Origin of the sequence: Mycobacterium sp. NPDC050853, assembly GCF_040653875.1 — a bacterium.
GTDB lineage: Bacteria > Actinomycetota > Actinomycetes > Mycobacteriales > Mycobacteriaceae > Mycobacterium.
Window position 1 is genome coordinate 1370438 of the sequence record NZ_JBFAGW010000001.1, and the last position, 24365, is coordinate 1394802.

Consider the following 24365-nt stretch of genomic DNA (forward strand, 5'->3'; position numbering starts at 1 on the left):
CTAGGCCCGCGCGAAGGCCAGCTGCTCTCCTTGGACCCCGGTAAGCCACAGGTCCTGGCACGCCGCGGCGATATCGGCCAGTCCCTCTTCGATGGTCGCGAACACATTGCCCGGCACCCAACCGGCATCGCCGTTGATCAACAGATTGTTCCGACCGTAGAAGATCGCCAGATCGGTGGCACCTTGCGCCGAATGCGCTTCCGACCCCGGCTCGTAACCGTATGCCGGATTCCCGATCTCCCACGGCTCGAAACCGAAGAAGCACACGTCCCCGGGGATCGGGGTAACCGTGGGGTTCTCACGGCCGGGTGCGGGCAGTAGCGGGGGCAGCAGGGTGTACACCTCGTTGCGCGCGTATTTGGCGTGATATGCCTGACCCGTCAACGGTAGCGAATTCCACACCGTCTCACAGGTTCTCGGTGCCTCGGCATCCAGCAGCCGAGCGCGACAGGTGATGCCTCGTTGGGTCAGCGTGATGGAGATGTAGCGATCCATCACAGCCCCGCCAGCACGGAAGTCCAAATGCCGAGGGCATCGGATATCTGATCGGCCGTCACCACCAACGGTGGGATCATGCGCACCACATTCATATGCGGACCGCACATGAGCAAGAGCAGACCCCGCTCGGCGGCGGCGGCCTGCGCGCGCGCAGCGAGTTGAGACGCCGGCTGCGCGTCCTTGCTGAACTCCACGCCGACCATGAGACCGAGTCCGCGCACATCACCGTCAATTCCATTTTCAGCGGCGATCTTTCGCGCACCGTCGAGCAACTCCTGCCCTCGGGCCCGGGAGTTCTCGACGAGCCCTTCCTCGTCGATCACATCGAGGGTGGCCAGCGCCGCCGCGCATGCGACGGCATTGGCCCCGTAGGTGCCACCCTGCGATCCGGGCCAGGCGCGCCCCATCAACTCGGCCGAGGCCGCAATACCCGAAATCGGGAATCCGCTCGCAATCCCCTTGGCCATCACGAGAATATCCGGGATGACACCGAAGTGCCGATACCCGAAATATTCTCCGGTGCGCCCAAATCCGGTCTGCACCTCGTCGAGCACCAGCAGGATGCCATGCTCCCGAGCCCGCGCTGCTATGCCGGTCAGGAACTCGGTATTGGCCGGGATGTATCCGCCCTCCCCCAGCACCGGCTCGACGACCATGGCCGCCACCTGGTTAGGTGCCGTCGCAGTCGCGAACAGGTAGTCGAGCTCTTGCAACGCGAATCGGGTGGCCTCGGCCTCGCTCCAGCCGTACCGATACGCCGTCGGGAATGGCGCGGTGTAGACGCCGGCCATCAGGGGGCCGATTCCCGAGGAGAATCGCGGTCCTGAGGTTGTCATGGTGGCGGCGGCCAGTGTCCGTCCATGAAATCCACCCTGGAAGACAACGATATTCGGGCGACCGGTGGCCTGCCGCGCCAACCGCACGGAGGCCTCAATGGCCTCACTGCCGGAGTTGGCGAAGAACAGCGAATCCAGTTCCGGGGGCAGCACGTCACCAAGGCGACGTACCAGATTCTGCAGCGGGCGGTGCATCACGGTGGTGTATTGCCCGTGGATCAGCGTGGCCACCTGGCGCTGCGCGGCCTCCACCACGCGCGGGTGACAGTGGCCGGTGCTCACCACCCCGATGCCTGCGGTGAAATCCAGGTATTCACGGTTACTTTCGTCGTACAGATAGCAACCCTGGCCTCGCGCCGCCACCACCGCGGTGGCCTGCTTGAGCACGGGCGATAACGCGGTCATGACACCCCTCAACTCCATACGTCCGGAACTATTGTCGATTGTTGACAATCTACCTAGCATGGTGGCATGCATCCCGGCACAGTGTCTACCCCCCTGTCCACCACCGAGACATCGGTGGTCGCCAACGCGGTCGCTCAGCAGGCCCGCCGCGGCCCCACCTTCCCGGTGCTCGACCCCTCCACCGAGGAAGTGCTTGCCGATGTCGCCAATCAGGACGGCGGCGTCGCTCTCACCGCTTTGGACAATGCCGTTGCCGCCCAACGATCCTGGTCCGCAACGACACCGCAGCAGCGTTCCGACGTGCTGATGCGCGCGTATGCGCTGATGATCGAGCGCACCGAGGACCTGGCCCTGCTCATGACGTTGGAGATGGGCAAGCCCCTGGCCGAATCGCGTGGCGAAGTCGCTTATGCGGCAGAGTTCTTCCGCTGGTTCGCCGCTGAAGCGGTGCGTTTGGACGGGGGCCTGATGCTGGCGCCCGACGGTGGGTCGCGGCTGATCGTGACACACCGCCCGGTGGGACCGTGTCTGCTGATCACCCCGTGGAACTTCCCATTGGCCATGGGGACCCGCAAGATCGGCCCTGCCCTTGCCGCGGGCTGCACCTGCCTGCTCAAACCGGCCGAGCAGACCCCGCTGTCGATCCTCGCGCTGCTGGGCATCCTGTGCGAGGCCGGAGTCCCCGACGGAGTCGTATCGGTGATCACCACCGATGATCCCGGAGCCACCATGGCACCGCTACTCGCCGACCCTCGGGTACGCAAGCTCTCCTTCACGGGATCCACCGAAGTGGGTCGCTACCTGCTGGCGCAGTGCGCGCCCACCGTCAGGCGCACCTCGATGGAACTCGGCGGCAACGCGCCTTTCATCGTCTTCGCGGACGCCGACCCCGAAGAAGCCGCGGGCGGCGCTTTCACGGCGAAGATGCGCAACATCGGACAGGCCTGCACCGCCGCCAACAGGATCTACGTGCAGCGCGATATCGCGGAATCCTTCACCGAGGCACTCATCGCGAAGATGGCCGCGCTGCACATGGGACGCGGCACCGAATCCGGGGTGGACGTGGGTCCGCTCATCGACCTGGATGCCGTCGCCAAGGCAGACCGGCTGGTCTCCGATGCCCGGAACCGCGGCGCCACTGTGCGATTGGGCGGAGATATCCCCGACCGCATCGGCTACTTCTATCCTCCGTCGGTGCTGACCGATGTGCCCGATGACAGCGACATGATGCGCACCGAGATCTTCGCGCCGGTCGCGGCCATTGCGACCTTCGACACCGAGGAGGAAGTGATCGCCCGTGCTAATGACTCCGAATTCGGTTTGGTGGCATACCTGTACACCAACGACACCCGCCGCGGATGGCGAGTGGCCGAGGCACTGGAGACCGGCATGGTGGGCCTGAACAGAGGGGTGGTGTCCACCCCTGCCGCCCCGTTCGGGGGTGTCAAGCAGTCCGGGATCGGGCGCGAAGGCGGTTTCGCCGGCATCGAGGAGTTTCTCGAGACCAAGTACATAGGAGCAGCCATATGAGCGGCCGGATAAGAGTTGCAAGCATCCCCGGCGACGGTATCGGCGTCGACGTGACCCGGGAGGCCGTCAAGGTGATGGACGCCGCCACCGGCGCCCGCATCGACTGGACCGAATTCGATTACTCCTGCGAGAGATACGCCAAGACCGGCGCAATGATGCCCGCCGACGCACCCGCGATTTTGGCCACGTTCGACGCGATTCTGCTGGGCGCCGTGGGCTATCCAGGAGTCCCCGACGATGTGTCGTTGTGGGGCCTGCTGATCCCGCTGCGGCGCGCCTTCAACCAGTACGTGAACCTGCGACCGGTGCGTCTGCTGCCGGGTATCGCCTCACCCTTGGCCGGAGTCCCCGCCGACGCACTCTCCATGGTGATCGTGCGCGAGAATACCGAGGGCGAGTACTCGACGATCGGCGGCGTGCAAAACCGCGGCAGCCACAACGAATTCGCGGTACAGGAATCAATTTTCACCCGCATCGGATGCGAGCGAATCATCCGGTACGCGTTCGAGCTGGCCGCCTCGGCGGGTGTCCGGGTCTGCTCGGCGACCAAGTCGAACGGCATCATTCATTCAATGCCGTACTGGGACAGCATCTTCAACCAGATAGCAGCCGAGTACCCGCAGATACCGTCCACATCGATACATGTCGACGCCCTGGCCGCGCGGATGGTGAGCGACCCGGGCAGCCTCGATGTCATCGTCGCCTCCAATCTTTTTGGCGACATCCTCTCGGATCTGGCGGCTGCCGTCACTGGAGGACTCGGGCTTGCAGCATCCGGAAACATCAACCCCGAGCGCACGGCCATCTCGATGTTCGAATCGGTGCACGGCTCCGCACCGGATATCGCCGGACAGGGCATCGCCAATCCCGTCGCGCAGATACTCGCCGGCGCCATGCTCCTGGATCATCTGCACGAGTCCGAGACGGCGAACAAGATCCGCCATGCAGTCGACCAGGTGTTGTCGGAAGGGCGCGTCCGCACCCCCGACCTCGGAGGAACCGCCACCACCGAACAGCTCGGCACTGCAATCGCCGAACGCGCACTGCCTTAGCGTCGAGCGTGGGGGTATGCACGTATTCGGCGCGATTTTCGTACATAGCACCCACACTCGGCATGCGGTGGCAATCGCCGAATCCGCGCGGTGATCGTGATTTAACCAAGACATCAGTGACTTGTGTCACTTCCCGTTCGGCTCTGCTGGCAAGATGGGTGTCGTAGCCTGTGATCCACGACACCTTCAGCCCAAGGAGTCCGATGTCGACAAAGACGGAGCTCACCGAGCTCAACCAAGCACTTGGCAGCCTGCGCCGGTGTGTCCATTCCCTGCAATCTCGTTACGGCGACCTCCCGGCCGTACGTCGGATCGTCAACGACGTAGAGCGGCTGGACATCGACGCCGCGGACCTGGACCTCGCGCCGCATGAGCACCGCCATGGCAGCAACGAGAAGATTCAGATCCCCGATACCGAATACGACCGCGAATTCTGGGGCGATATCGACGACGAAGGCGTGGGGGGCTATCGATGAGGCCCCCGCTAGCGGGAGGTACCCCCAGCTTGCGCGAAGAGCAAGGAATCAGATGAGCCAAGCCACCGGGGTCTTCTCGCCTTCGCGTGCCAAAATTCAGCAGCGCACGCTGCGCACCGACAAATGGTGGCTCGCACCATTACTCACCAACCTCGGCCTGGCGACCTTCGTCGTCTACGCCACCGTGCGGGCGTTCTGGGGTAGCGCGTACTGGGTGCCGCAGTACCACTACCTGACGCCGTTCTATTCGCCCTGCGTCAGTACCGCCTGCTTACCGGGGTCGAGTCACTTCGGCCACTGGGTGGGTGAGCTGCCGTGGTTCATCCCGATGGCCTTCATCTCGCTGCCGTTCTTGCTGGCATTCCGGCTGACCTGCTACTACTACCGCAAGGCCTACTACAGGTCGGTCTGGCAGTCGCCGACGGCCTGCGCCGTGGCCGAGCCGCACGCCAAGTACTCCGGTGAGACCAAGCTGCCGCTGATCATGCAGAACATTCACCGGTACTTCTTCTACGCCGCGGCACTCATCTCGATCGTCAACACCTACGACGCCGTCGTCGCGTTCCACTCCGAGAAGACCGGCGGTTTCGGGTTCGGCTTGGGCAACGTGATCTTGGTGACCAACGTCGTCCTATTGTGGGTGTACACGATCTCGTGCCACTCCTGCAGGCACGTCACCGGCGGACGACTCAAGCACTTCTCCAAACACCCTGTCCGGTACTGGATCTGGACACAGGTCAGCAAGCTCAACACCCGGCACATGTTGTTCGCCTGGATCACCCTGAGCACGCTGATCCTCACCGACTTTTACATCATGTTGGTGGCCAGCGGAACCATCTCCGACCTTAGATTTGTTGGTTAGCAATCAAATTCACAACGTAGTGGGGTTAATCCATGGCTGAACTCGAACGGCACCAATACGACGTAGTCGTGATCGGTGCCGGTGGCGCCGGACTGCGCGCCGTCATCGAGGCACGTGAGCAGGGCTTCAAGGTCGCTGTGGTCTGCAAGTCGCTGTTCGGCAAGGCGCACACCGTGATGGCCGAGGGCGGCTGCGCGGCATCAATGGGTAACGCCAACGCCAAGGACAGCTGGGAGGTGCACTTCGGCGACACCATGCGCGGCGGCAAGTTCCTGAACAACTGGCGGATGGCAGAGCTGCACGCCAAGGAGGCGCCGGACCGGGTCTGGGAGCTGGAAACCTATGGCGCACTGTTTGACCGGACCAAGGACGGCCGGATCAGCCAGCGCAACTTCGGCGGCCACACCTACCCGCGGCTGGCACACGTCGGTGACCGCACCGGCCTGGAGATCATCCGCACCATGCAACAGAAGATCGTTTCTCTGCAGCAGGAGGATTTCGCCGAAACCGGCGACTATGAGGCCCGCATCAAGATCTTCCACGAATGCACCATCACCGACCTGCTCAAGGACGGCGACCGGATCGCCGGCGCGTTCGGATACTGGCGCGAAAGCGGGCGCTTCATCCTGTTCGAGGCTCCCGCAGTGGTTTTGGCAACGGGCGGTATCGGCAAGTCATTCAAGGTGTCCTCGAACTCCTGGGAGTACACCGGCGACGGGCATGCCCTGGCGCTGCGCGCCGGCGGGACGCTGATCAACATGGAGTTCATCCAGTTTCACCCGACCGGCATGGTCTGGCCGCCCTCGGTCAAAGGCATCCTGGTCACCGAGGGTGTACGCGGTGACGGTGGCGTGCTCAAGAACTCCGAAGGCAAGCGGTTCATGTTCGACTACATCCCCGCGGTGTTCAAGGGCCAGTACGCCGAAACCGAGGAAGAAGCCGACCAGTGGCTCAAGGACAACGACTCCGCACGACGTACCCCCGACCTGCTGCCCCGTGACGAGGTGGCCCGGGCCATCAACTCCGAAGTCAAGGCCGGCCGCGGCACCCCGCACGGCGGCGTTTACCTGGACATCGCCTCGCGTATCCCCACCGAGGAGATCAAGAAGCGGCTGCCCTCGATGTACCACCAGTTCAAGGAACTGGCCGAGGTCGACATCACCAAAGACGATATGGAAGTCGGGCCGACCTGCCACTACGTGATGGGCGGTATCGAGGTCGATCCCGATAGCGGCGCCGCGACTGTGCCCGGCCTCTTCGCGGCCGGTGAATGCTCCGGTGGCATGCACGGCTCAAACCGGTTGGGCGGCAACTCCCTTTCCGACCTGCTGGTGTTCGGCAGGCGTGCCGGCCTCGGTGCCGCCGAGTACGTCAAGACGCTCGCGTCTCGCCCACAGGTGTCCGAGACCGACATCGATAAGGCCGCCCAACTCGCCCTGGTCCCGTTCAACGGCCCCCCCGACGGCGGCGCCTTCGAAAACCCGTACACCCTGCACACCGATTTGCAGCAGTCGATGAACGACCTCGTCGGCATCATCCGCAAGGAGGAGGAAGTCGAGCAGGCCCTGGTCAAGCTGAACGAACTCAAGGAACGCTTCAAACGCGTTGCAGTAGAGGGGCATCGGCAGTTCAACCCAGGCTGGCATTTGGCGATCGACATGCGCAACATGCTGCTGGTCAGCGAATGCGTGGCCAAGGCAGCATTGCTGCGCACCGAGAGCCGCGGCGGGCACACCCGCGACGACCACCCAAGCATGGACGCCACTTGGCGCAAGACGCTACTGGTGTGTAGCACCACCGGCGGCGATCCGGCGGTTCCCGATGTACTCGTCACCCCGGAGCCCCAAATTCCTTTGCGTTCAGATCTTTTGGACATTTTTGAGATCACCGAACTGGAGAAGTACTTCACGCCCGAAGAACTGGCAGAACACTCCGAGAGGAAATCCTGACGTGAGCTACGACGCGCATCTCCGGGTCTGGCGGGGCGACGACGATGGCGGCGAGCTTGTCGACTACACCGTCCCCGTGAACGAGGGCGAGGTAGTGCTCGACATCATCCATCGCCTGCAAGCGACTCAGACCACGGACCTGGCGGTGCGCTGGAACTGCAAGGCAGGCAAGTGTGGCTCCTGCTCGGCGGAGATCAACGGCCGTCCCCGGCTGCTGTGCATGACCAGGATGTCGACATTCGACGAGTCCGATACCGTCACGGTCACCCCGTTGCGCGCTTTCCCCGTGATCCGAGACCTGGTCACCGACGTGTCGTTCAACTATCAAAAGGCCAGGGAAATACAATCATTCACTCCGCCCAAAGATCTGCAGCCTGGCGAGTACCGGATGCAGCAGGAGGATGTGGAGCGGTCGCAGGAGTTCCGCAAGTGCATCGAATGCTTCCTGTGCCAGAACACCTGTCACGTGGTGCGTGACCATGAGGAGAACAAGAAGGCCTTCGCCGGACCGCGCTATTTGATGCGCGTGGCCGAGCTGGAAATGCACCCCCTCGACGTCGCCGACCGTCGCGAAGCGGCGCAGGAAGAACTCGGCCTCGGCTACTGCAATATCACCAAATGCTGCACCGAGGTATGCCCGGAAGGCATACACATCACCGATAACGCGCTGATCCCGATGAAGGAACGCATCGCCGATCGTAAGTACGACCCGATCGTATGGTTGGGCAACAAGTTGTTCCGCCGATAGAGCGGATAGCGAAAATCTGGTGTCCGATCACAACCCCGAACCCGGCACGTAACCGCATGCTCGTTCGCTAGGTTTGGTGCCATGGAAAACTGGCAGGTCATTGTCATCGCGGCCGTGTGCCTGGCCGGCGCCGGAGCAATAGCGGGCTTGATCTTATTGGCGGTCCTTGCCGCGGGCGGTATCTCGGCGGCACGGTTCAACCTCACCACCGTGTCCGCCGATCAGCTGCCCGAATACCTCGCCTCCGGGGCCTCATTCGCGATTTCCGTGCAACGCGACTTCCCCAACCCGCCCGACCAGGTGTTCAAGGCCCTCCTCGACGAGCGATTCATGAGCTGGGTCCCGCTCACCAAGGGTGTCGACTACGCAGGCACCGCATCCCGCGAGGTCGGAACCAAGCGGGCCTTCGTCAACACCTTCGCCGTGCTGGCCGAACAGATCGTCGTCAACGAACCCAACCAGCGCCTTGGTGTCACCATCACCGGGTTTTCCGTTCCGCTGGTGCTGGATTCGGCCGCCGAGATCTTCGAAGTGACCGCCAACGGACAGGGCGGCACTCGGCTCACCTGGAACGTGGGCGGCACCCCGAAGTGGGTGGGCTGGCTACCGCTGCGCTGGGCTGCACCCTTCGTTCGTCCGGTGGCCAAGTGGCAGATCGGCAAGCTGAGTTCCATCATGGGCGGACGCTGAGCTCCAAGTAGTCGCCCGGGACTTTGTGGCCTGCGACCAATGCTCACCTCTGGGTAATGCGAGCAGCATCGAAATATGGGTGACACCGTGAGCGTCGCAGATATTCGCACTGCCATCAAGGAGCTCTTGTTGCGCGCCGATCTCGCCGATCGCGAAGGTCGCGCCGATGATTCACGCGAGCTACGCGATCGCGTCCGCGGATACCAAGAAGAACTCGCCAAGCGTCCCTAGGCCGTAGCGCCCCTGGGATGTATAGGCGCAGGCCCTTTGTATGCGGTTGCATCTATATAGATGAAATGTAATATTGGCGTCATGGACGTCTTCGAAGCGGTCGCCGAACCAAGCCGACGCGTGCTGCTCGATGCCCTGGCCACCGGCGAACGCACAGCTGGGGAGCTCGTCGCGACACTGCCCGGCCTCACCCAACCCACCGTTTCGCGACACCTGCGAGTACTGCGCGAAGTGGGCCTGGTGGAAGTCAGACCGGACGCGCAGCGCCGGATCTACGCACTGCGCGCCGATGGCCTGGTGCAGATCGACGAATGGATCGAGCAATACCGCCACTTCTGGAACACCCACCTCGACGCACTGGAAAAGCACCTGGCGCGCACCCACAAGGAGAAACCGTGAACAACCGATTCGGACAACTCACCGTGGATGGCGACCGCGCCGCCCTCACCTTCGAACGGCGCCTGCCCTACCCGGTGGAGACGGTGTGGTCGGCAATCGCGGACCCCGAACAGCGTCGCGCCTGGATCGGCGAGACCACCTTGGAGACCCGCACGGGCGGGCAATTCCAGATGGTCCCGTCCGGTCCACCCCTGCCAACCGAGGCCAAGCGGGTTACCGGTCGCGTTCTGGTCTGGGAGCCGCCGCACGTCCTCGAACACGAGTGGAAACAGGCGATCCTCGATGAGCCGCATGCGCGAAGAGGATCAGAACCCGCGCATAGCGTGGTCCGATACGAGCTGAGCGCCGACGGCGACGGGACCTTGCTGCGATTCACTCACCGCGGTCTGAGCGTGCAGCACGCCAACGGTTTCCGCCCGGGAACCCATGCCTTCTTCGACCGCCTCATCGCCTACCTCGACGGCGAGCCGATGCCGGAATGGGGACAGCGCTATCAGGAAATCGCCGCCCTCATTGCCGCAGACGCGGCGAACTGAAAGGAATAACCATGTCCCCCAGTGCTTTTCCAGGCAACAACGGACCCCGCGTCACCATCGTGTACCACTCCGGTTTCGGCCATACCGCCACCCTGGCCCATGCCGTCGCCGACGGCGCCCGCGACGGAGGCGCAGATGTAACACTGATTTCTGCAGGTTCCATGACGGACGCCGACTGGGACACCGTGGACTCCGCGGATGCCCTGATTTTCGGCAGCGCCGTCTACATGGGAAACGTGGCCGCGGGTTTCCAGGCCTTCGCCGAAAAGACTGGCCGGCGATGCCAGGCCGGGGCCTGGCAAGACAAGGTGGCTGCGGGATTCGTGAATTCCGGCGCCAAGGCCGGGGACAAGCTGCATGCGTTGACCTCGCTGGCCGTGTTCGCCGCACAGCACCATATGCATTGGGTGAGCCTCGGACTCGGCGCCGGATGGAACAGCGCCGCCGGCAGCGAGCACGATCTCAACCGGCTCGGCTTCTGGCTGGGCGCGGGTGCACAGACCGATGTCGACGCCAATGCGGACCAAGTCCATCCCGCCGACCTGCAGACCTGCCGCCACCTGGGGGAACGCGTCGCCACCGTGACGCGGCAGCTGGTCGCGGGACGGCTTGCGGCAGCCGTCTAACGACCCGCCCACTGAATCTCGATACCGCCTGCGGCAACCTGTTGACCCGGCCGGGACGTCACCTGCACCTCGACTTCCCGACCGGTCTTCTTGTCGATCAAGGCCAGCGGCTTGTGACCGTCTTGCAAGTACTCGTCTCCCCACTTGAGCAGGGCGATGAGCACCGGGAGGAGATCCTCACCCATTTGGGTCAGGACGTACCCGTCTCGCTCCCGCTGACCGGGATCGCGGTAGGGCACCTTCGCGATGACCCCCGCGGCCTCCAGTTGCCTGAGTGCGCGGGATACCGCAGGCGCAGACACCCCTATTCGCTCCGAAAAATCGTCGAATCGAGTTGAGCCATAGAAGCATTCGCGGACGATCAAGAATGCGGTTTTGGTCCCGAGGAGGTCTAGTGCCTTCCCGATCGAACACGCGCCGGTGTTCCACCGCGAGCGGTCCTGCAGCACTCCCTCGAATTCCATGGTCACCAGCACATTGTAACTAACGCTTGCGTTATCCAGCTAGGGCCGCTACCGTTCTAAGTAACGTAATCGTTAGTTAGGAGTGAGGCATGATCGAAGGCAAGGTAGTTCTGGTCACCGGAGGACGCCGCGGTCTGGGCGCGGCGATCGTCGACGAGGTGCTGAGCCGCGGAGCGCGCAAGGTCTACAGCACCGCGCGCGAACCCTTTGAAGACCCGCGCGAGAACGTGGTGACCAAACAACTCGAGGTGACCTCCGAGGCATCGGTAAGCGCCTTGGCCCACGACCTCTCCGACGTCGAAATCGTGGTCAACAACGCGGGTGTGCTCCATCCCGATTCGCTTCTCACCGGTGACTTCGACGGCATCGACGCAACCTTCCAGACCAACGTGTTCGGTCCACTCCGGATCGTCAGGGCATTCGCCCCGATCCTCAAGGCCAACGGTGGCGGAGCCATCGTGAACATCCATTCGGTGCTCTCGTGGCTGGGCGGATCCGGCGCCTATGGGGCGTCGAAGGCCGCCATCTGGTCGGTGACGAACTCGCTGCGCCTGGAGCTGGAACCGCAGAACACCCACGTGCTCGGCGTCCATGCCGGGTTCATCGACACCGACATGGTGTCAGTGCTCGACGTTCCCAAGACACCACCGCGCGTGATCGCCGAACGAATCATGGACGCATTGGACAAGGGCGATAACGAAGTACTGACCGACGACCTCACGACGCAGATCAAGTCGCTGCTGTCCGGCCCCGTCGAGAACCTCGCCTACCGCCCCGGCCACTGACCACTACTTACGGAAGCGACAGTGAGGAGCAAGCCATGCCGCTGTGGACGATCTATCACACGCCAAATGTGTTTTCCGGCAACGAGAAATCCGAACTCGCCAAGAGCATCACCAAGGTATACGTCGCCGTGGGGCTCCCACGGTTCTATGTGGTCACGGTGTTCAAGGAGATTGAACCGTCCGACTTCTACGTTGGCGGTGAACGAACCGAGACAGCAGTACGGATCGTCGTGGATCACATCGCTCGCACCCTGCCCGACAAGGCCGGGCGCGAGCGCATCACCCAGTACATCGGCAGCGTGCTTGCACCACATATGGACAAGGCAGACCTGCACTGGGAGTTCCATATCGACGAGACCAGCGAGGAACTCTGGATGATCAACGGGCTGGTGCCGCCGCCAATGAACTCCGAGGCCGAACGCGAGTGGGCTCGAACCAACAGATCCGACCCCTACCCGGTCAACGTCTGATCAGCTGAGCAACTTACGGAACTTGCTGCGGTGGAAAACGATCGGCGCCACAGCGGAGTGCACGGTCAACCCGTGGATGTTGAGAATGACGATCGCATGGTCACCGGCGGGCACCTCGGACTCGATGGACGTCTCGAGCCAGGCCGTGGTGCCGCCGATGAACACCGCACCGGTGTCGGTGGTCGAGGTGTCGAGCCCGGCGAACCTATCGCCGGTCTTGGCAGCCAGCGTCCGGGCGGCGTCGTCATGCGCCTCCCCGAGCACGCTGATACCCAGGCGTGGGGCCACCCGCAGGTTCGGCCAGGTCGTCGAGGAATTCTGCACACAGAACGCCACCAGCGGCGGGTCCAGAGACACCGGCACAAAGGTGCTGGCTGCCAATCCGGTTCGCGTCCCGCCGATCTCGGCGGCAATCGCGACCACGCCGGTCGGGAAGTGTCCGAACGCTTCACGCAGCGTGGCCGCGTCCAAACTGGTATCGCTCGTCATAAATGGTTGTCACCTCTAGTCTTGCTCCATGACGTCACATGTGACCCTACGCGTCGATGGCCAGGTGGCCCGCGTGACCTTGGCGCGCCCCGAGAAGCTCAACGGACTCACCATCGACATGCTCAACGGGCTCACCGCCGTCGCCCGCCATATTGCCGCGGACACCTCGATTCGGGTGGTGGTGATGTCCGGTGAGGGGGACGCATTTTCCACCGGGCTGGATTTCGCGGCCGCCGGGAAGGAGCCGGCACGCATCGTCGCGAACTTCATTCCGCTGCCCTGGCTGGGCACCAATGGTTTTCAGGAAGCGTGCTGGGCGTGGCGGCGGTTGCGCATTCCGGTGATCGCCGTCATCCACGGCCGTTGCTATGGAGGCGGGCTGCAGCTGGCGCTGGGCGCCGATTTCCGGTTCACCACCCCCGACGCCGAGTTCTCGATCCTGGAAGCAAAGTGGGGTCTGATTCCGGATATGTCAGGCAGCGTCACGCTGAGTCAATTGATCGGGATCGATATCGCGAAGCGGCTGACGATGACCGGCGAGACGTTCGACGGCTTCTACGCCAAGGAGATCGGACTCGTCACCCAGGTGAGCGCCGACCCCGAGGCGGATGCGCGGGAACTCATCGACCAGATTCTGTCCCGCTCCCCCGATTCGGTGGCGGCCACCAAAACCCTCTTCGACAAGGCCTGGTCCATGGTGCCGCGGCGAGCCTTCGGGCTGGAACGCCGCCTGCAGCTGCGGCTCATGCGCGGACCCAACTTCGCTATCGCGCGTAAGGCCGGCATCGACAAGACCGAGCCCCAGTTCAAGGCCCGCAGCATCTAGCGCCCGTGAGCGCCCAGAGCCCCACCCGGCATGTGCTGACCGGCCTTGCCTTGCTGCTGGCCACCGCCGGCGCCGTCTTGGCCGTGACCCTCATCTGGCCGCGTGCGCACGCTCCGGTGGCCGGCGAGGCACCCACAAGCCCGACGGTCGCGAGACCGCCGATGGATCTCGCCGCCTATCTGCCCGACCCCTCCGAGTACCCGCCCGGATTCACCGTGCCCACCGACGACGGCGGGATCGCCCGGGCCGAACTTGTATTCACCACAGCGAGCCCCGGTGAGGCGACCGCCGCGCCGTGCGATCCCGAGGGTGCGATGCCCGCGCAGCCACCTGCCGCAGATACCCCGGCGCAACTGCACCTCTCGAACACGAGCCCTCCTGGTGGGGCGAGTCTGACGATCATGATCGCCGAGGCGGGTACCTGGAAGGACCTTTCCGCCATCCGCACCCGGCTCGCGCAATGCCCCGATCAGGACAGTGCAGGCATCAAGTGCACGGATACCGCACACCAGCCGGTCCCGCCGGTTCCGGCGGACGATCTCATCGCCGTCGAGTCGCACTGCCGTGGCAGCTTCGACTTCCGGTACCTGACGTACTACGGCATCGTCCAAGGACGAGTGGTGTCGGTGAACGCCTCGGGTGATGACCCCCGACCCGGCGAGGGCGTACTAGGACTCACGATCCGTAAGCTGCGCGACGGAATCGGCGCCCCCCGCTGAGGGTTGCTTACAAATTCGCGTCTGCCGTGATCTTGTTTCGCTGACTACGCTGCAGGCACGCAGTCGCGGAGCTCGGGCGCCATACCGTACGGGCCCCACATCTGCCGCTCCGCATCCTGTCGCGCCTCGGCCTCGTTACTTCCGCGGCCAATCACGGCGCCGGCCCACTGCTTCATGCCGAAGCCCATACCCGGCATGCTTCCCGGACCGAAACCAGGTGGGCCGAAGTTGTTGTCGGCATACACCTGACACTGGACCGCAACGGGGCCCTCCCCCGGGTTTGCCGACGCGATGGGTGCAGCGAACATCATCGCCGCCAGTCCGATCCCCGCAGCCATCGAACAGATTGTCCGCATGGTTCCTCCTCCTCGGTTTATGGCGATAGTTTGCCACAGCCCGAGTATTACGCGCATCGGCGGTTCGCGGAGCGGAACCAGAGGATCGCCAGGAGGCTAGGTGTTTACGTGTCCATGCGCGCTGGCCACATCGGGATGGGCCCGCAGCCGGCTCTTCCACGCGTTGGCGCCGTACGTCGCGTGAATCGGATCATCGGGATCGACCGTGACACCTCGCGCCCGGTCCGCCAACTCCGGTGGCAGCTCCAGCGTGGGGATGCGCGCGTCAAGCCTGGGATTGAAGAAGTAGGCAACCGAGATGCGGGGCTCCCCCGTCAGTCTCACCCGATGACGGGTGGCACGCAGATACCCACCACTGGCCCGTTCGAGCAGTTCGCCGATGTTCACGATGAACGCACCCGCACGCCCTGGCGCCTCCAGCCACGTCCCATCCACCTCGACCTCAAGACCTCCGACATCGGGTTCGGCCAGGAGCAGGGTCAGCACACCGGAGTCGCGATGCGCACCCACCCCCTGCGTGGTCGTCCCGCTGACGGGGTACCGGATGACCTTGATCAGCGTCGCGGGTTCGGCACCGAATGCCTCGTCAAACACGCCGCCCGCCGAACCAAGGGCAATGGCCCACTCCTGCAGTAGCTTTCGCCCCACGGCAGCAAGGGCGGAATCCCAGGCCGTGAGCGCCGTCCGCAGCTCGGGAACAGCATCCGGCCACTGGTTGGGCCCCTGCAACCACATGTAGTCGTCGCCGTCCCCGTGAAGATTCGCCTGACGTTCCGGCCCGATGTCGATCTGCTCACGCCAATCGGTCAGCCCGCCTGTCAGCTCTCCACCGAGCCGGGTGAACCCGCGAAAATGCGGGCTTCGCACCATGGCGATCGCGTCTTTGTCCGCCTCCGGTAGAGCGAAAAGTCTGCGAGCAGCCGACAGCACCTCCTCGACAAGCCGAGTCGCAACACCGTGACCGGTGAGGTAAAAGAACCCGACCTCATGGGTGACCTCTCGCAGCTTCGCGCGTAGCTGGTGCGGATCGCCGGATAGGTCGACGACGGGAAGCTCACCCATGCCTCCATGGTCCTCGGCAGGCCTCACCGCGGCCACGGTCTTGACCGTCATGAGGAAATATCCCAAGTACGATGGCCAAACCGTCGGGCGAGAGGGACGCACAGGGGAAATGACGTCATCGGAGAGGCCCTCACCGGGTCCGGGTAGCCAGCGCGCACAAGCCGGCGACCTACCATCGGGGACGGTCGTATCCGGATATCAGGTGGAGCGCGTCCTCGGCCGCGGCGGCATGGGCACCGTGTATCTCGCCGCCAATCCGAATCTGCAACGCCCCGAGGCTCTGAAGATCCTCAACGCCCAAGCCTCACGCGACCCGTCCTTCCGGGCACGGTTCATGCGGGAGGCTTCGCTCGCCGCCTCCCTGGACCACCCGAACATCGTCACGGTGCACAACCGCGGCGAGACGCCGGAGGGCGATCTGTGGATCGCCATGCAGTACGTCCAGGGCAGCGATGCGCACTCCGAATCCGTAAATGGCCGCATGACGCTGAACCGGGCCATCCACATCGTCGGCGAGGTGGCCAAGGCGCTCGACTACCTGCATGCCCGTGGTCTGGTACACCGCGATGTGAAACCGGCCAACATTCTGATCTCCGCGGGAGATCGCCGAATCATGTTGGGTGACTTCGGTGTAACCCGAGCGCTCGACGACAGCAACACCGTCACCTCGGCGGGAAACGTGACCGCGACCATCGGATACGCCGCACCGGAAGTCCTGTCCGGCGCGGCGGTCGACGGCCGCGCCGATGTCTACGCCCTGGGCTGCACGCTCTTTCGGATGCTGACGGGCCAACCACCATTCGGCTCCGGTGGCTCCCTACCCGCGATCATCAACGCACACCTCTCGGCGCCTCCGCCCCGCATCTCACAGTTCGCCGCGGTCCCCGAGTCGATGGATGCGTTGATCGCCAAGGCGATGGCCAAGAATCCGGCCGATCGGTATCAAAGCGCCGGAGAGTTCGCCCTCGCCGCACAACATCTCCTGACGGACCCAGCCCAGCACCGGCAGACATTGACCCAACCCGTGCCCACCACGACATCGCACTTCGCGCAGACCACCGCTCCCCCTGCCGCAGCGGATTCGGCACGAATGCTGCGTAAGCACAAGCGGATTGCGGCTCTCGTCGGCACCACTGTGCTGGTGGTCGCATCGGCTGTCGTCGCCGTCGTGATCTGGCCCCGCCATGACAGCACAACAAAAAACACTACGCAGTCCGGGTCCAGCGCCCCCATGGTGAAGCCGGGAGAGTCGCTGGCCGGACAGCCGAACAGCATCCTCGACACCTTGCTGCCCGGACAATTCGACTATCCCGACGGATGGGAGAAGAACCCGGCACCGACCTTCAGATCAGGCGAGTTCAATCCGGCGGTACCACCCGGTGCTGCCACCAATATCGGTGGAACTCCCGCGGGCTGCAACACCATTGACCCCATCTGGGCGCTACGTTCCAAAGGCCGGGAGATCTCGACTCTCTATCTGCACGACCGCAACAAACCCCAGCGGGAAATCCTGATCAGGGTTGTCCCGGCATCCGATGCCCTATCCACCGACGGCACATCCGATGCCTTGAAGAAGTGCGACGCCGTCGCGTATACCATCCCCGGCGCGAGTACCACCTGGCGATGCTCATTCGAGTTCGACGAGTCGCCCCCGGCCCAGAATGGCCAAAAGGAGCTCACCACAACGGAATCGTGCTTCATGTTTCCGTCAGGGGCGAACGGTGTTCGGCAGCACGTGTCGTTCAACGTCGTGCGCGGACTACTCGTGTACATCCTGGTGAGCGGTGCGACCAACCGGAACGACGCGGCGGGCACCCTCAGCGCGACAGCGCTGAACTTCGCCACCACCATGAAGATCCTGCGGTACGGCCGTTAGCCCTTCGGCGTCCACGGCGTGAGCCAATCCGTGGGCTCCCAACCCTCGGCGGCCGCCAGGAGCTCGTACATCGTTGCGCCGTCAATGGACTCGCGAACGATATCGGCGTGCCCGGCATGCCGGGCCACCTCCTCGATGAGATGCAGCACCACCCAGCGCACATTCCAGGCGTCCAGGTCCTTGGGAAACCATGGAGCGCTTCTCGGCACCGGGACCGCCGCGTCAAGGTCGGCCTCGGCGATGGCGGCCAGAGTGGCGGCGTTCTGCGCGGCCAGCGCCGCCAGGGCGCCCGCGAGCGTCTCTTCATCACGCAGCGTGAACTCGTCGGCCGCGCGCTCACCGGCCGACCCACTACCCGGCGCAGCGATGATCTTGTCGGTCCACGAGTGCTGAACATTGGTGATGTGTTTGATCAGGCCACCGACCGACAGCGTTCCCACCGTCGGCGTCAGCCTGGCCTGCTCATCGGTCAAACCAAAGGCCACGATCCGAAACGCGTCTTGCTGCTGGGACAGGAAACCGATCAACCCGTCACGATCATTGGGTTTCGGCGGCGAAGCTAAGGCAGGCATACAACGTTCCTCTCAGGGCTGTGAGCTGGCACGCACAAGCCAACACCACACCACCGACATCACTCACGAGAACAGCGGAAAACCACCACTGACCTGCGATATCAGATTGTGATGACAACCACAAAGCCAGGACTTTTGTCACACGGCGGTCGGCGGTATAGTTCACTTGTTACCGGTGGGTAACTTAATCAGCAGTAAGAACCCAACCGAATATCAGAACAGCCCCACGAGAAAAGGCAACGACGCACATGGGCCACTACAAGTCGAACGTCCGCGACCTGGAGTTCAACCTCTTCGAGCTCTTCAAAATCCAGCAGGTATTCGGATCCGAGACCTTCCCTGAGCTGGACGAAGACACCGCTCGCACTTTCCTTTCCGAGATGCGCACGCTGGCCGAGGGGCCGCTCGCCGACTCCTTCGTCGAGGGTGACCGCAACCCACCGGTCTTCGACCCCGAGACCCACTCGGTGTCCATCCCCGAGGCTTTCAAGAAGTCCGTCAAGGCGCTTACCGACGCCGGCTGGGATCGCCTCGGCCTGATCGAGGAACTCGGCGGTAGCCCGGTTCCACGCGCGTTGATGTGGGCCATCCAGGAGATGATCCTGGGCGCCAACCCCGCAGTCTGGATGTACAGCGGCGGTGCCGGTTTCGCGCAGATCTTCTACAACGTGGCCACCGATGAGCAGAAGAAGTGGGCCGAGTTCGCCGCCGAGCGCGGCTGGGGCGCCACCATGGTGCTCACCGAGCCCGACGCCGGTTCGGATGTCGGTGCCGGCCGCACCAAGGCCGTCAAGCAGGAGGACGGCTCCTGGCACATCGACGGCGTGAAGCGCTTCATCACCTCGGGTGACTCCGACGACATGTTCGAGAACATCCTGCACCTGGTGCTGGCCCGCCCCGAGGGCGCCGGTCCCGGTACCAAGGGCCTGTCGCTGTTCTTCGTGCCCAAGTTCATCCCGGACTTCACCACCGGCGAGCCGGGCGAGCGCAACGGCGTCTTCGTCACCAACGTCGAACACAAGATGGGCCTGAAGGTTTCGGCCACCTGTGAGCTGAGCCTGGGCCAGCATGGCGTTCCCGCCAAGGGCTGGCTGGTCGGCGAGGTGCACAACGGCATCGCGCAGATGTTCGACGTCATCGAGCAGGCCCGCATGATGGTGGGCACCAAGGCCATCGCCACCCTGTCGACCGGTTACCTGAACGCACTTGAGTACGCGAAGACCCGCGTGCAGGGCGCCGATATGACACAGCTGACGGATAAGACCGCGCCGCGCGTCACCATCACCCACCACCCGGACGTGCGCCGCTCACTGATGACCCAGAAGGCGTACGCCGAGGGCCTGCGCGCGCTGTACCTCTACGCCACCACCTTCCAGGACACCGTGACCGCCGATGTCATCAACGGTGTCGAGGCCTCGGACGCGGTAAAGCTCAACGATCTGCTGCTGCCAATCATCAAGGGTGTGGGCTCGGAGCGCGCCTACGAGAAGCTGACCGAGAGCCTGCAGACCTTCGGTGGCTCCGGCTTCCTGCAGGACTACCCGATCGAGCAGTACATCCGCGACGCCAAGATCGACTCGCTGTACGAGGGCACCACCGCGATCCAGGCCCAGGACTTCTTCTTCCGGAAGATCGTCAAGGACCAGGGCAAGTCGCTGGCCTTCATCTCCGGCAAGATCGATGAGTTCGTCAATAGCGAGACCGGTAACGGCCGCCTCAAGGCCGAGCGCGCACTGCTCGCAACGGCTTTGGAGGACGTACAGGGCATGGCCGCGACCATGACCACGAACCTGATGGCCGCACAGCAGGAGATCACCCAGGTCTACAAGGTCGGCACGGCCTCCGTGCGCTTCCTGATGAGCGTGGGCGATCTGCTGATCGGCTGGCTGCTGCAGCGTCAGGCCGCCGTGGCAATCGAGGCATTGGACGCCGGCGCGACCGGCGCCGATAAGTCCTACTACGAGGGCAAGATCGCGGTCGCATCGTTCTTCGCCAAGAACATGCTGCCGCAGCTGACCTCGACTCGGGCGATCCTCGACAACGTCGACAACGACATCATGGAGCTCGACGAAGCCGCATTCTGATTCGTTGACAACGAAGCCCCCGTTTCCCTCTTCTGGGAGCCGGGGGCTTCGTCTGTTTCTCCCCCGGCATAGGGTTGCTGCATGCCTCGTTACTACCGCGACCAGCAGGCGTGGAAAGACCTCCAGATGTTCCTTCCGGAGCGGCTGCGCCTCGACGACTCGACCGCACCTCAGGAGGAGTTCTGGGACTGGCGGGGCAATCAGGTACACCTGGACCGGTACGCAAATCCCGCGGCACCGGTCAAGGTGGTGCTGCTTCACGGTGTCGGCACCAACGGCCGGCAGATGTCCCTCATCCTCGGTGCACCCCTGGCGCGCAAGGGTTTCGAGACCATCGCCATCGACAACCTGGGCTATGGGCTTACCGATGTGGCACCTGGATCGGTGCCGGGGTACGGCGACTGGGTTGACCTGGTGGTCGACTACCTGGACTATGAGCGACGGCGCGATGTGCGGCCGATCGTGCTGTACGGGCTCAGCGCCGGCGGCATGCTGGCCTACCACGTCGCTGCGAAGGCGCCGCGTGACACGGTGCGCGGGATCATCGGCATGACTTTCCTGGACCAGCGGGTACGCGAGGTCGCCGACGGTACCGCGCACGATCTGCTGACCGCTCGGGTCGGCGTGCCCTTCCTTCGGCTCGCGGCCAAGACACCGGCCCGGCGAGTGCGCTACCCCATGTGGCTGGCATCGAAGATGAGCACACTCGCGAACAACCGCGCGGCGATGAAGGTTTTTATGAAGGACCGCAGCTCCGCGGCGAACTGGGTCACCGTGAAGTTCCTGGCCGAGTACATGAGCTACGCGCCGGCGATCGAACCCGCCGATTTCGATGTGTGTCCGATCATCCTCACCCAACCCGACGAGGACCGCTGGACGCCCTACGAGCTGAGCCGACCGGTGCTCGATCCCATCACCAAGGTGCCGGTGACAGTGGTGCCGCTGGAGCGATCCGGGCACTATCCGCTGGAGGATCCGGGCCTACAGCAATTACAGGACGCGGCCGTCGGATTCATCCGAGCCATCGCCGGCTGACAACTCGCTCGGCTTTCGGGCAAACTTGACGCATGACCGAAGCCCGACGTGCCGTACTGGTTCTCTCACTGGTCGCAACCAGCCTGTTGACGGTCCTGCTCGGCGTCACCGATCCCGCGGCCCCGATGTTCTATCCCACCCGATTCCTCATCTGGAATCTGTTCCTGGCCTGGCTCCCCGTCTTCGCGGCGTTGGCGTTTTCGGCTGTGCGACGACGTATTTGGCTGATCCCGATTGGGCTGGTGTGGCTCGTTTTCCTGCCCAACGCGCCCTATCTCGTCACCGATCTGGTGCACCTGATCGACGGCATCGCCTTCTGGCGTCACGTTCTTCAGTACGGGGTCGCGGCGTGGACCGGAATCATCCTCGGCGTCGTGTCACTACGGTTGGTGCACAGGCGAATCCAGCGTGACTTCGGCAGGGTCACCGGTTGGATAGCCGTCATCATCTCCGTTGGCCTGTGCGCGGTGGGGGTGGTGATCGGACGCTTCCAGCGCTGGAACTCCTGGGATCTCATTCACCGTCCCGGCGCCGTCGCCGCGAGCACCCTCGAGTGGGTGAGCTCCCCGTTTTCGTTTGTGGCCCATACCGGTGTGGCCGTGGCCGTCGCCGCATTCTTCGGGCTGGCCTACCTCACCGTGTGGTCACTGTCGCCTCCCGACGAGACGCCCGACCAGAAAAAGGCGACTCCTCACGGTGAGGAACTGGGAGCTGCCAGAGCTCCGACTCGATCCGCCAGCTCGGGCACGGGCAGGCGCCCATCCAATTCCACCGTGGCGCTCTGACGCAACAGCGGCTCCACTTCTTCGGTGTACCGCGCGATCTCGATCCTCTCGGGCTCGGTTCGACCGTAGGGGTTGTTGACGCGGGTGCTCACCCGCTGCAGGGCGATGTCCAGCGGCACACTGAGCAGCACCACGTTGCCGAACCAGTCATAGAAGTCCACTTGGTTATCCACGGTGCCGGACACGATGACATCGGGATGGCGGTCCAGTAGCGCCGCCATCCGGATCGCGTCCCAGGAGCCATCCGCGAGCGTCCAGCCGTCGTCATCGGTGTCGACGGTGTGAAAGCCACGACGCGCCAGCTCCTCCAGCAGCGTGGTCTTCCCTGTTCCCGACATGCCCGTCACCAACACCCGTCCCACAGCTGAACCATATGCGGTGGCGCGTCGTTGACAGCAGGAGAAGAGTGAACCCCAACGGAGGTGACGATGGAGCAGGCAGCACGACGGATCATCGCGGGTCTTATCGCCGCGGGGGCCGCACTCGCGGCCGGACAACTCACCGCCGCAGCGGTCGCACCGGATTCCGCGCCCTTTTTCGCGGTCGGAAACATGGTCGTCGACCACACCCCAGCAGCCGTACGCGAATGGGTTATCGGGATTTTCGGCACCTCGGACAAGGCGGTGCTGTTCGCCTGCCTATCCGCGGTTATCGCGGCTCTCGCCGCGGCGGCTGGTCTCGTCGAGCGCGAGCGACGATACGGTTCGGCCCTCATCGCGGCGCTCGGCGTCATCGGAGCATTGGCCGCCGCAACCCGCCCGACCGGGGGATTTACCTGGGTCTGGCCCTCGGTGATCGCCGCCGTGGCGGGGGTGCTGGTGTTACGCGTACTAGTCGGCCGCTCGGACGACGCCCATGAGGATGCACCGGATCGACGCAAGTTCTTCGGGGCCGCAGCGGTTTTCGCGGCCGCATCAGCGGGTGCCTATTGGCTCGGCAGCCGCTGGAGCAAGGGCGCCGTCGTCGCCGAGGAACGTCGGGAGGCCACGCTGCCCGCACCCGTCGCACCCACTGCGCCGCTGCCCGCGGGGATCGACGTCAAGGGAGCGGTCCCTTACATCACGAGTAATGCGGACTTCTACCGAATCGACACGGCCCTACGCGTGCCCCAGGTGACCACCGCCGAGTGGCAGCTCAACATCCACGGCATGGTCGACCGTCCACGCACCCTGACATGGACTGACCTGAACGCCATGGCGGCGACCCAGCGCGCGGTCACCTTGACCTGCGTCTCCAACGAGATCGGCGGGGATCTGATCGGCAATGCGATGTGGACCGGCTTTCCGATCAAGCCGATCCTCGAATCCGTTGGGGTTCACCACGATGCGGATATGTTGCTGTCCACGAGCACAGATGGCTGGACGGCAGGTACCCCGCTCGATGTGCTTATCGACGGCCGCGATGCCATCCTCGCCATCGCGATGAACGGGACGCCGCTGCCCGTTGAGCACGGATATCCGGTACGGCAGGTGGTGCCCGGACTGTACGGCTACGTGTCGGCGACCAAGTGGGTTGTCGACTGGGAGATCACACGTTTCGACAAGGCCCGTGCTTACTGGACCGTCCGCGGTTGGTCGGCACGCGGCCCCATCAAGACCGGCTGCCGCATCGACGCACCCCGGGCGGGTGGTCGCCTGGGCACGGGCACTCAGATCATCGCCGGGACCGCATGGGCCCAGCATCGCGGAATCACGAAGGTGGAGGTGCGCGTCGACCAGGAGCCGTGGCAAGAGGCACGACTAGCCCCGGAGTACTCGATCGACACCTGGCGCCAGTGGTGGTTCCCGTGGCAGTCCACATCGGGCGAGCACGTGATCACCGCGCGGGCAACCGACGGAACCGGTGAAGTTCAGACAGAAGAAAGTGCCCCACCCGCACCGGATGGAGCAACCGGCTGGCCACGAACATTGGTCAGGGTCGACGCATAACGGACCCTAGAAATTAGGTAGCCTCGCGCCGCCGTCGGGTCGGGGGGTCGGACGGTGGCGCGAGGCTACCCATGTA

General features: G+C 64.0%; 27 protein-coding genes and 1 pseudogene. 20 read left to right on the plus strand and 8 right to left on the minus strand.

What is annotated here, in order from left to right; genetic code table 11:
• Together AB0H22_RS06785 and AB0H22_RS06790 are read right to left on the minus strand one after the other, a co-directional pair.
• The gene (locus AB0H22_RS06785; protein WP_358145644.1) at positions 1-495 is read right to left on the minus strand and encodes a DUF3830 family protein; all 495 of its coding nucleotides are present in this window, start codon (positions 493-495) and stop codon (positions 1-3) included.
• Entirely contained in the window at positions 495-1739 is a 1245-nt protein-coding gene (locus AB0H22_RS06790) for an aminotransferase class III-fold pyridoxal phosphate-dependent enzyme (protein ID WP_180749222.1), read from the minus strand. Before AB0H22_RS06790 ends, AB0H22_RS06785 begins: the two co-directional genes overlap by 1 nt.
• 66 nt (positions 1740-1805) lie before the next feature.
• Between AB0H22_RS06790 and AB0H22_RS06795 the strand changes: the two genes are divergently transcribed.
• The 11 genes from AB0H22_RS06795 (at position 1806) to AB0H22_RS06845 (ending at position 10838) form a co-directional block, all read left to right on the plus strand.
• A complete protein-coding gene (locus AB0H22_RS06795; protein WP_180749223.1) occupies positions 1806-3269 on the plus strand; it encodes an NAD-dependent succinate-semialdehyde dehydrogenase in 1464 nt (487 codons plus the stop codon).
• Complete coding sequence (locus tag AB0H22_RS06800; protein ID WP_180749224.1) at positions 3266-4321, plus strand: isocitrate/isopropylmalate family dehydrogenase; 1056 nt, start codon at positions 3266-3268, stop codon at positions 4319-4321. The genes AB0H22_RS06795 and AB0H22_RS06800 overlap by 4 nt, the downstream gene beginning before the upstream one ends.
• 203 nt (positions 4322-4524) lie before the next feature.
• Complete coding sequence (locus AB0H22_RS06805; RefSeq protein WP_180749225.1) at positions 4525-4797, plus strand: hypothetical protein; 273 nt, start codon at positions 4525-4527, stop codon at positions 4795-4797.
• A gap of 52 nt (positions 4798-4849) precedes the next feature.
• Complete coding sequence (locus AB0H22_RS06810) at positions 4850-5659, plus strand: hypothetical protein (protein ID WP_180749226.1); 810 nt, start codon at positions 4850-4852, stop codon at positions 5657-5659.
• A 32-nt stretch (positions 5660-5691) separates the two neighbouring features.
• Positions 5692-7608: a fumarate reductase/succinate dehydrogenase flavoprotein subunit gene (locus tag AB0H22_RS06815; protein ID WP_180749227.1), complete on the plus strand. Its 1917-nt coding sequence runs from the start codon at positions 5692-5694 to the stop codon at positions 7606-7608.
• A 1-nt stretch (position 7609) separates the two neighbouring features.
• Complete coding sequence (locus tag AB0H22_RS06820; RefSeq protein WP_180749228.1) at positions 7610-8356, plus strand: succinate dehydrogenase/fumarate reductase iron-sulfur subunit; 747 nt, start codon at positions 7610-7612, stop codon at positions 8354-8356.
• Positions 8357-8437: 81 nt separating this feature from the next.
• On the plus strand, positions 8438-9046 hold the full coding sequence (locus AB0H22_RS06825) for an SRPBCC family protein (RefSeq protein ID WP_180749229.1): 609 nt from the start codon (positions 8438-8440) through the stop codon (positions 9044-9046).
• Between the two features lie 75 nt (positions 9047-9121).
• Positions 9122-9277 (plus strand): hypothetical protein, encoded by a 156-nt coding sequence (locus AB0H22_RS06830; protein WP_180749230.1) that lies wholly within the window; start codon positions 9122-9124, stop codon positions 9275-9277.
• 81 nt (positions 9278-9358) lie between these two features.
• Positions 9359-9676 carry a metalloregulator ArsR/SmtB family transcription factor gene (locus AB0H22_RS06835; RefSeq protein ID WP_180749231.1) on the plus strand — a complete coding sequence of 106 codons (318 nt, stop codon included), beginning with the start codon at positions 9359-9361 and terminating at the stop codon, positions 9674-9676.
• Positions 9673-10212 (plus strand): SRPBCC family protein, encoded by a 540-nt coding sequence (locus AB0H22_RS06840; RefSeq protein WP_180749232.1) that lies wholly within the window; start codon positions 9673-9675, stop codon positions 10210-10212. Before AB0H22_RS06835 ends, AB0H22_RS06840 begins: the two co-directional genes overlap by 4 nt.
• 11 nt (positions 10213-10223) lie before the next feature.
• Complete coding sequence (locus AB0H22_RS06845) at positions 10224-10838, plus strand: flavodoxin family protein (RefSeq protein ID WP_180749233.1); 615 nt, start codon at positions 10224-10226, stop codon at positions 10836-10838.
• Here AB0H22_RS06845 and AB0H22_RS06850 read toward each other — a convergent pair.
• Complete coding sequence (locus AB0H22_RS06850) at positions 10835-11302, minus strand: helix-turn-helix domain-containing protein (protein WP_358146122.1); 468 nt, start codon at positions 11300-11302, stop codon at positions 10835-10837. The genes AB0H22_RS06845 and AB0H22_RS06850 overlap by 4 nt on opposite strands.
• A gap of 89 nt (positions 11303-11391) precedes the next feature.
• On the opposite strand from AB0H22_RS06850, the gene AB0H22_RS06855 reads away from it, so the two are divergent.
• Both AB0H22_RS06855 and AB0H22_RS06860 read left to right on the plus strand, forming a co-directional pair.
• Positions 11392-12087, plus strand: a complete 696-nt coding sequence (locus AB0H22_RS06855; protein ID WP_358145651.1) for an SDR family oxidoreductase — start codon at positions 11392-11394, stop codon at positions 12085-12087.
• Between the two features lie 35 nt (positions 12088-12122).
• Entirely contained in the window at positions 12123-12557 is a 435-nt protein-coding gene (locus AB0H22_RS06860) for a tautomerase family protein (RefSeq protein WP_180749235.1), read from the plus strand.
• On the opposite strand, the gene AB0H22_RS06865 is transcribed toward AB0H22_RS06860, so the two are convergent.
• Entirely contained in the window at positions 12558-13046 is a 489-nt protein-coding gene (locus AB0H22_RS06865) for a flavin reductase family protein (RefSeq protein ID WP_180749236.1), read from the minus strand. It abuts the gene before it with no gap.
• Between the two features lie 28 nt (positions 13047-13074).
• Between AB0H22_RS06865 and AB0H22_RS06870 the strand changes: the two genes are divergently transcribed.
• Both AB0H22_RS06870 and AB0H22_RS06875 read left to right on the plus strand, forming a co-directional pair.
• Entirely contained in the window at positions 13075-13872 is a 798-nt protein-coding gene (locus tag AB0H22_RS06870; protein ID WP_180749237.1) for a crotonase/enoyl-CoA hydratase family protein, read from the plus strand.
• Positions 13873-13877: 5 nt separating this feature from the next.
• The gene (locus AB0H22_RS06875) at positions 13878-14591 is read left to right on the plus strand and encodes a hypothetical protein (RefSeq protein WP_358145654.1); all 714 of its coding nucleotides are present in this window, start codon (positions 13878-13880) and stop codon (positions 14589-14591) included.
• Between the two features lie 44 nt (positions 14592-14635).
• Here the strand turns inward: AB0H22_RS06875 and AB0H22_RS06880 are convergent, their stop codons facing one another.
• Positions 14636-14947: a hypothetical protein gene (locus AB0H22_RS06880; RefSeq protein ID WP_180749239.1), complete on the minus strand. Its 312-nt coding sequence runs from the start codon at positions 14945-14947 to the stop codon at positions 14636-14638.
• A gap of 96 nt (positions 14948-15043) precedes the next feature.
• Positions 15044-16009 carry a 2-oxoglutarate and iron-dependent oxygenase domain-containing protein gene (locus AB0H22_RS06885; protein WP_358146124.1) on the minus strand — a complete coding sequence of 322 codons (966 nt, stop codon included), beginning with the start codon at positions 16007-16009 and terminating at the stop codon, positions 15044-15046.
• A gap of 109 nt (positions 16010-16118) precedes the next feature.
• Between AB0H22_RS06885 and AB0H22_RS06890 the strand changes: the two genes are divergently transcribed.
• Positions 16119-17885, plus strand: coding sequence for a serine/threonine-protein kinase (locus tag AB0H22_RS06890; RefSeq protein WP_358145656.1), 1767 nt, complete (start codon positions 16119-16121; stop codon positions 17883-17885).
• On the opposite strand, the gene AB0H22_RS06895 is transcribed toward AB0H22_RS06890, so the two are convergent.
• Positions 17882-18457, minus strand: coding sequence for a DinB family protein (locus AB0H22_RS06895; protein WP_180749241.1), 576 nt, complete (start codon positions 18455-18457; stop codon positions 17882-17884). The two genes, AB0H22_RS06890 and AB0H22_RS06895, sit on opposite strands and share 4 nt — an antisense overlap.
• Positions 18458-18705: 248 nt before the next feature.
• Here AB0H22_RS06895 and AB0H22_RS06900 point away from each other — a divergent pair, with 248 nt between their 5' ends.
• The 3 genes and pseudogenes from AB0H22_RS06900 to AB0H22_RS06910 all read left to right on the plus strand — a co-directional run.
• The gene (locus AB0H22_RS06900; RefSeq protein ID WP_180749242.1) at positions 18706-20541 is read left to right on the plus strand and encodes an acyl-CoA dehydrogenase; all 1836 of its coding nucleotides are present in this window, start codon (positions 18706-18708) and stop codon (positions 20539-20541) included.
• A gap of 81 nt (positions 20542-20622) precedes the next feature.
• The gene (locus AB0H22_RS06905) at positions 20623-21576 is read left to right on the plus strand and encodes an alpha/beta fold hydrolase (protein WP_180749243.1); all 954 of its coding nucleotides are present in this window, start codon (positions 20623-20625) and stop codon (positions 21574-21576) included.
• Positions 21577-21608: 32 nt separating this feature from the next.
• Positions 21609-22238 (plus strand): annotated as a pseudogene (locus AB0H22_RS06910) (DUF1361 domain-containing protein); the annotation flags it as partial.
• 29 nt (positions 22239-22267) lie between these two features.
• On the opposite strand, the gene AB0H22_RS06915 reads toward AB0H22_RS06910, so the two are convergent.
• Positions 22268-22723: an AAA family ATPase gene (locus AB0H22_RS06915; protein WP_358145659.1), complete on the minus strand. Its 456-nt coding sequence runs from the start codon at positions 22721-22723 to the stop codon at positions 22268-22270.
• A gap of 66 nt (positions 22724-22789) precedes the next feature.
• Between AB0H22_RS06915 and AB0H22_RS06920 the strand changes: the two genes are divergently transcribed.
• Positions 22790-24289: a molybdopterin-dependent oxidoreductase gene (locus tag AB0H22_RS06920; protein WP_358145661.1), complete on the plus strand. Its 1500-nt coding sequence runs from the start codon at positions 22790-22792 to the stop codon at positions 24287-24289.
• Positions 24290-24365 lie beyond the last annotated feature (76 nt).

Bases quoted from the DNA above. Each gene is read 5' to 3' on its own strand.
- AB0H22_RS06860 (WP_180749235.1), top strand. From the start codon at position 12,123: ATGCCGCTGTGGACGATCTATCACACGCCAAATGTGTTTTCCGGCAAC.
- AB0H22_RS06865 (WP_180749236.1), bottom strand. From the start codon at position 13,046: ATGACGAGCGATACCAGTTTGGACGCGGCCACGCTGCGTGAAGCGTTC.
- AB0H22_RS06885 (WP_358146124.1), bottom strand. From the start codon at position 16,009: ATGGGTGAGCTTCCCGTCGTCGACCTATCCGGCGATCCGCACCAGCTA.
- AB0H22_RS06855 (WP_358145651.1), top strand. From the start codon at position 11,392: ATGATCGAAGGCAAGGTAGTTCTGGTCACCGGAGGACGCCGCGGTCTG.
- AB0H22_RS06795 (WP_180749223.1), top strand. From the start codon at position 1,806: ATGCATCCCGGCACAGTGTCTACCCCCCTGTCCACCACCGAGACATCG.
- AB0H22_RS06810 (WP_180749226.1), top strand. From the start codon at position 4,850: ATGAGCCAAGCCACCGGGGTCTTCTCGCCTTCGCGTGCCAAAATTCAG.
- AB0H22_RS06800 (WP_180749224.1), top strand. From the start codon at position 3,266: ATGAGCGGCCGGATAAGAGTTGCAAGCATCCCCGGCGACGGTATCGGC.
- AB0H22_RS06785 (WP_358145644.1), bottom strand. From the start codon at position 495: ATGGATCGCTACATCTCCATCACGCTGACCCAACGAGGCATCACCTGT.
- AB0H22_RS06905 (WP_180749243.1), top strand. From the start codon at position 20,623: ATGCCTCGTTACTACCGCGACCAGCAGGCGTGGAAAGACCTCCAGATG.
- AB0H22_RS06815 (WP_180749227.1), top strand. From the start codon at position 5,692: ATGGCTGAACTCGAACGGCACCAATACGACGTAGTCGTGATCGGTGCC.
- AB0H22_RS06870 (WP_180749237.1), top strand. From the start codon at position 13,075: ATGACGTCACATGTGACCCTACGCGTCGATGGCCAGGTGGCCCGCGTG.
- AB0H22_RS06920 (WP_358145661.1), top strand. From the start codon at position 22,790: ATGGAGCAGGCAGCACGACGGATCATCGCGGGTCTTATCGCCGCGGGG.
- AB0H22_RS06805 (WP_180749225.1), top strand. From the start codon at position 4,525: ATGTCGACAAAGACGGAGCTCACCGAGCTCAACCAAGCACTTGGCAGC.
- AB0H22_RS06825 (WP_180749229.1), top strand. From the start codon at position 8,438: ATGGAAAACTGGCAGGTCATTGTCATCGCGGCCGTGTGCCTGGCCGGC.
- AB0H22_RS06890 (WP_358145656.1), top strand. From the start codon at position 16,119: ATGACGTCATCGGAGAGGCCCTCACCGGGTCCGGGTAGCCAGCGCGCA.
- AB0H22_RS06895 (WP_180749241.1), bottom strand. From the start codon at position 18,457: ATGCCTGCCTTAGCTTCGCCGCCGAAACCCAATGATCGTGACGGGTTG.
- AB0H22_RS06845 (WP_180749233.1), top strand. From the start codon at position 10,224: ATGTCCCCCAGTGCTTTTCCAGGCAACAACGGACCCCGCGTCACCATC.
- AB0H22_RS06900 (WP_180749242.1), top strand. From the start codon at position 18,706: ATGGGCCACTACAAGTCGAACGTCCGCGACCTGGAGTTCAACCTCTTC.
- AB0H22_RS06850 (WP_358146122.1), bottom strand. From the start codon at position 11,302: ATGGAATTCGAGGGAGTGCTGCAGGACCGCTCGCGGTGGAACACCGGC.
- AB0H22_RS06790 (WP_180749222.1), bottom strand. From the start codon at position 1,739: ATGACCGCGTTATCGCCCGTGCTCAAGCAGGCCACCGCGGTGGTGGCG.
- AB0H22_RS06830 (WP_180749230.1), top strand. From the start codon at position 9,122: ATGGGTGACACCGTGAGCGTCGCAGATATTCGCACTGCCATCAAGGAG.
- AB0H22_RS06835 (WP_180749231.1), top strand. From the start codon at position 9,359: ATGGACGTCTTCGAAGCGGTCGCCGAACCAAGCCGACGCGTGCTGCTC.
- AB0H22_RS06880 (WP_180749239.1), bottom strand. From the start codon at position 14,947: ATGCGGACAATCTGTTCGATGGCTGCGGGGATCGGACTGGCGGCGATG.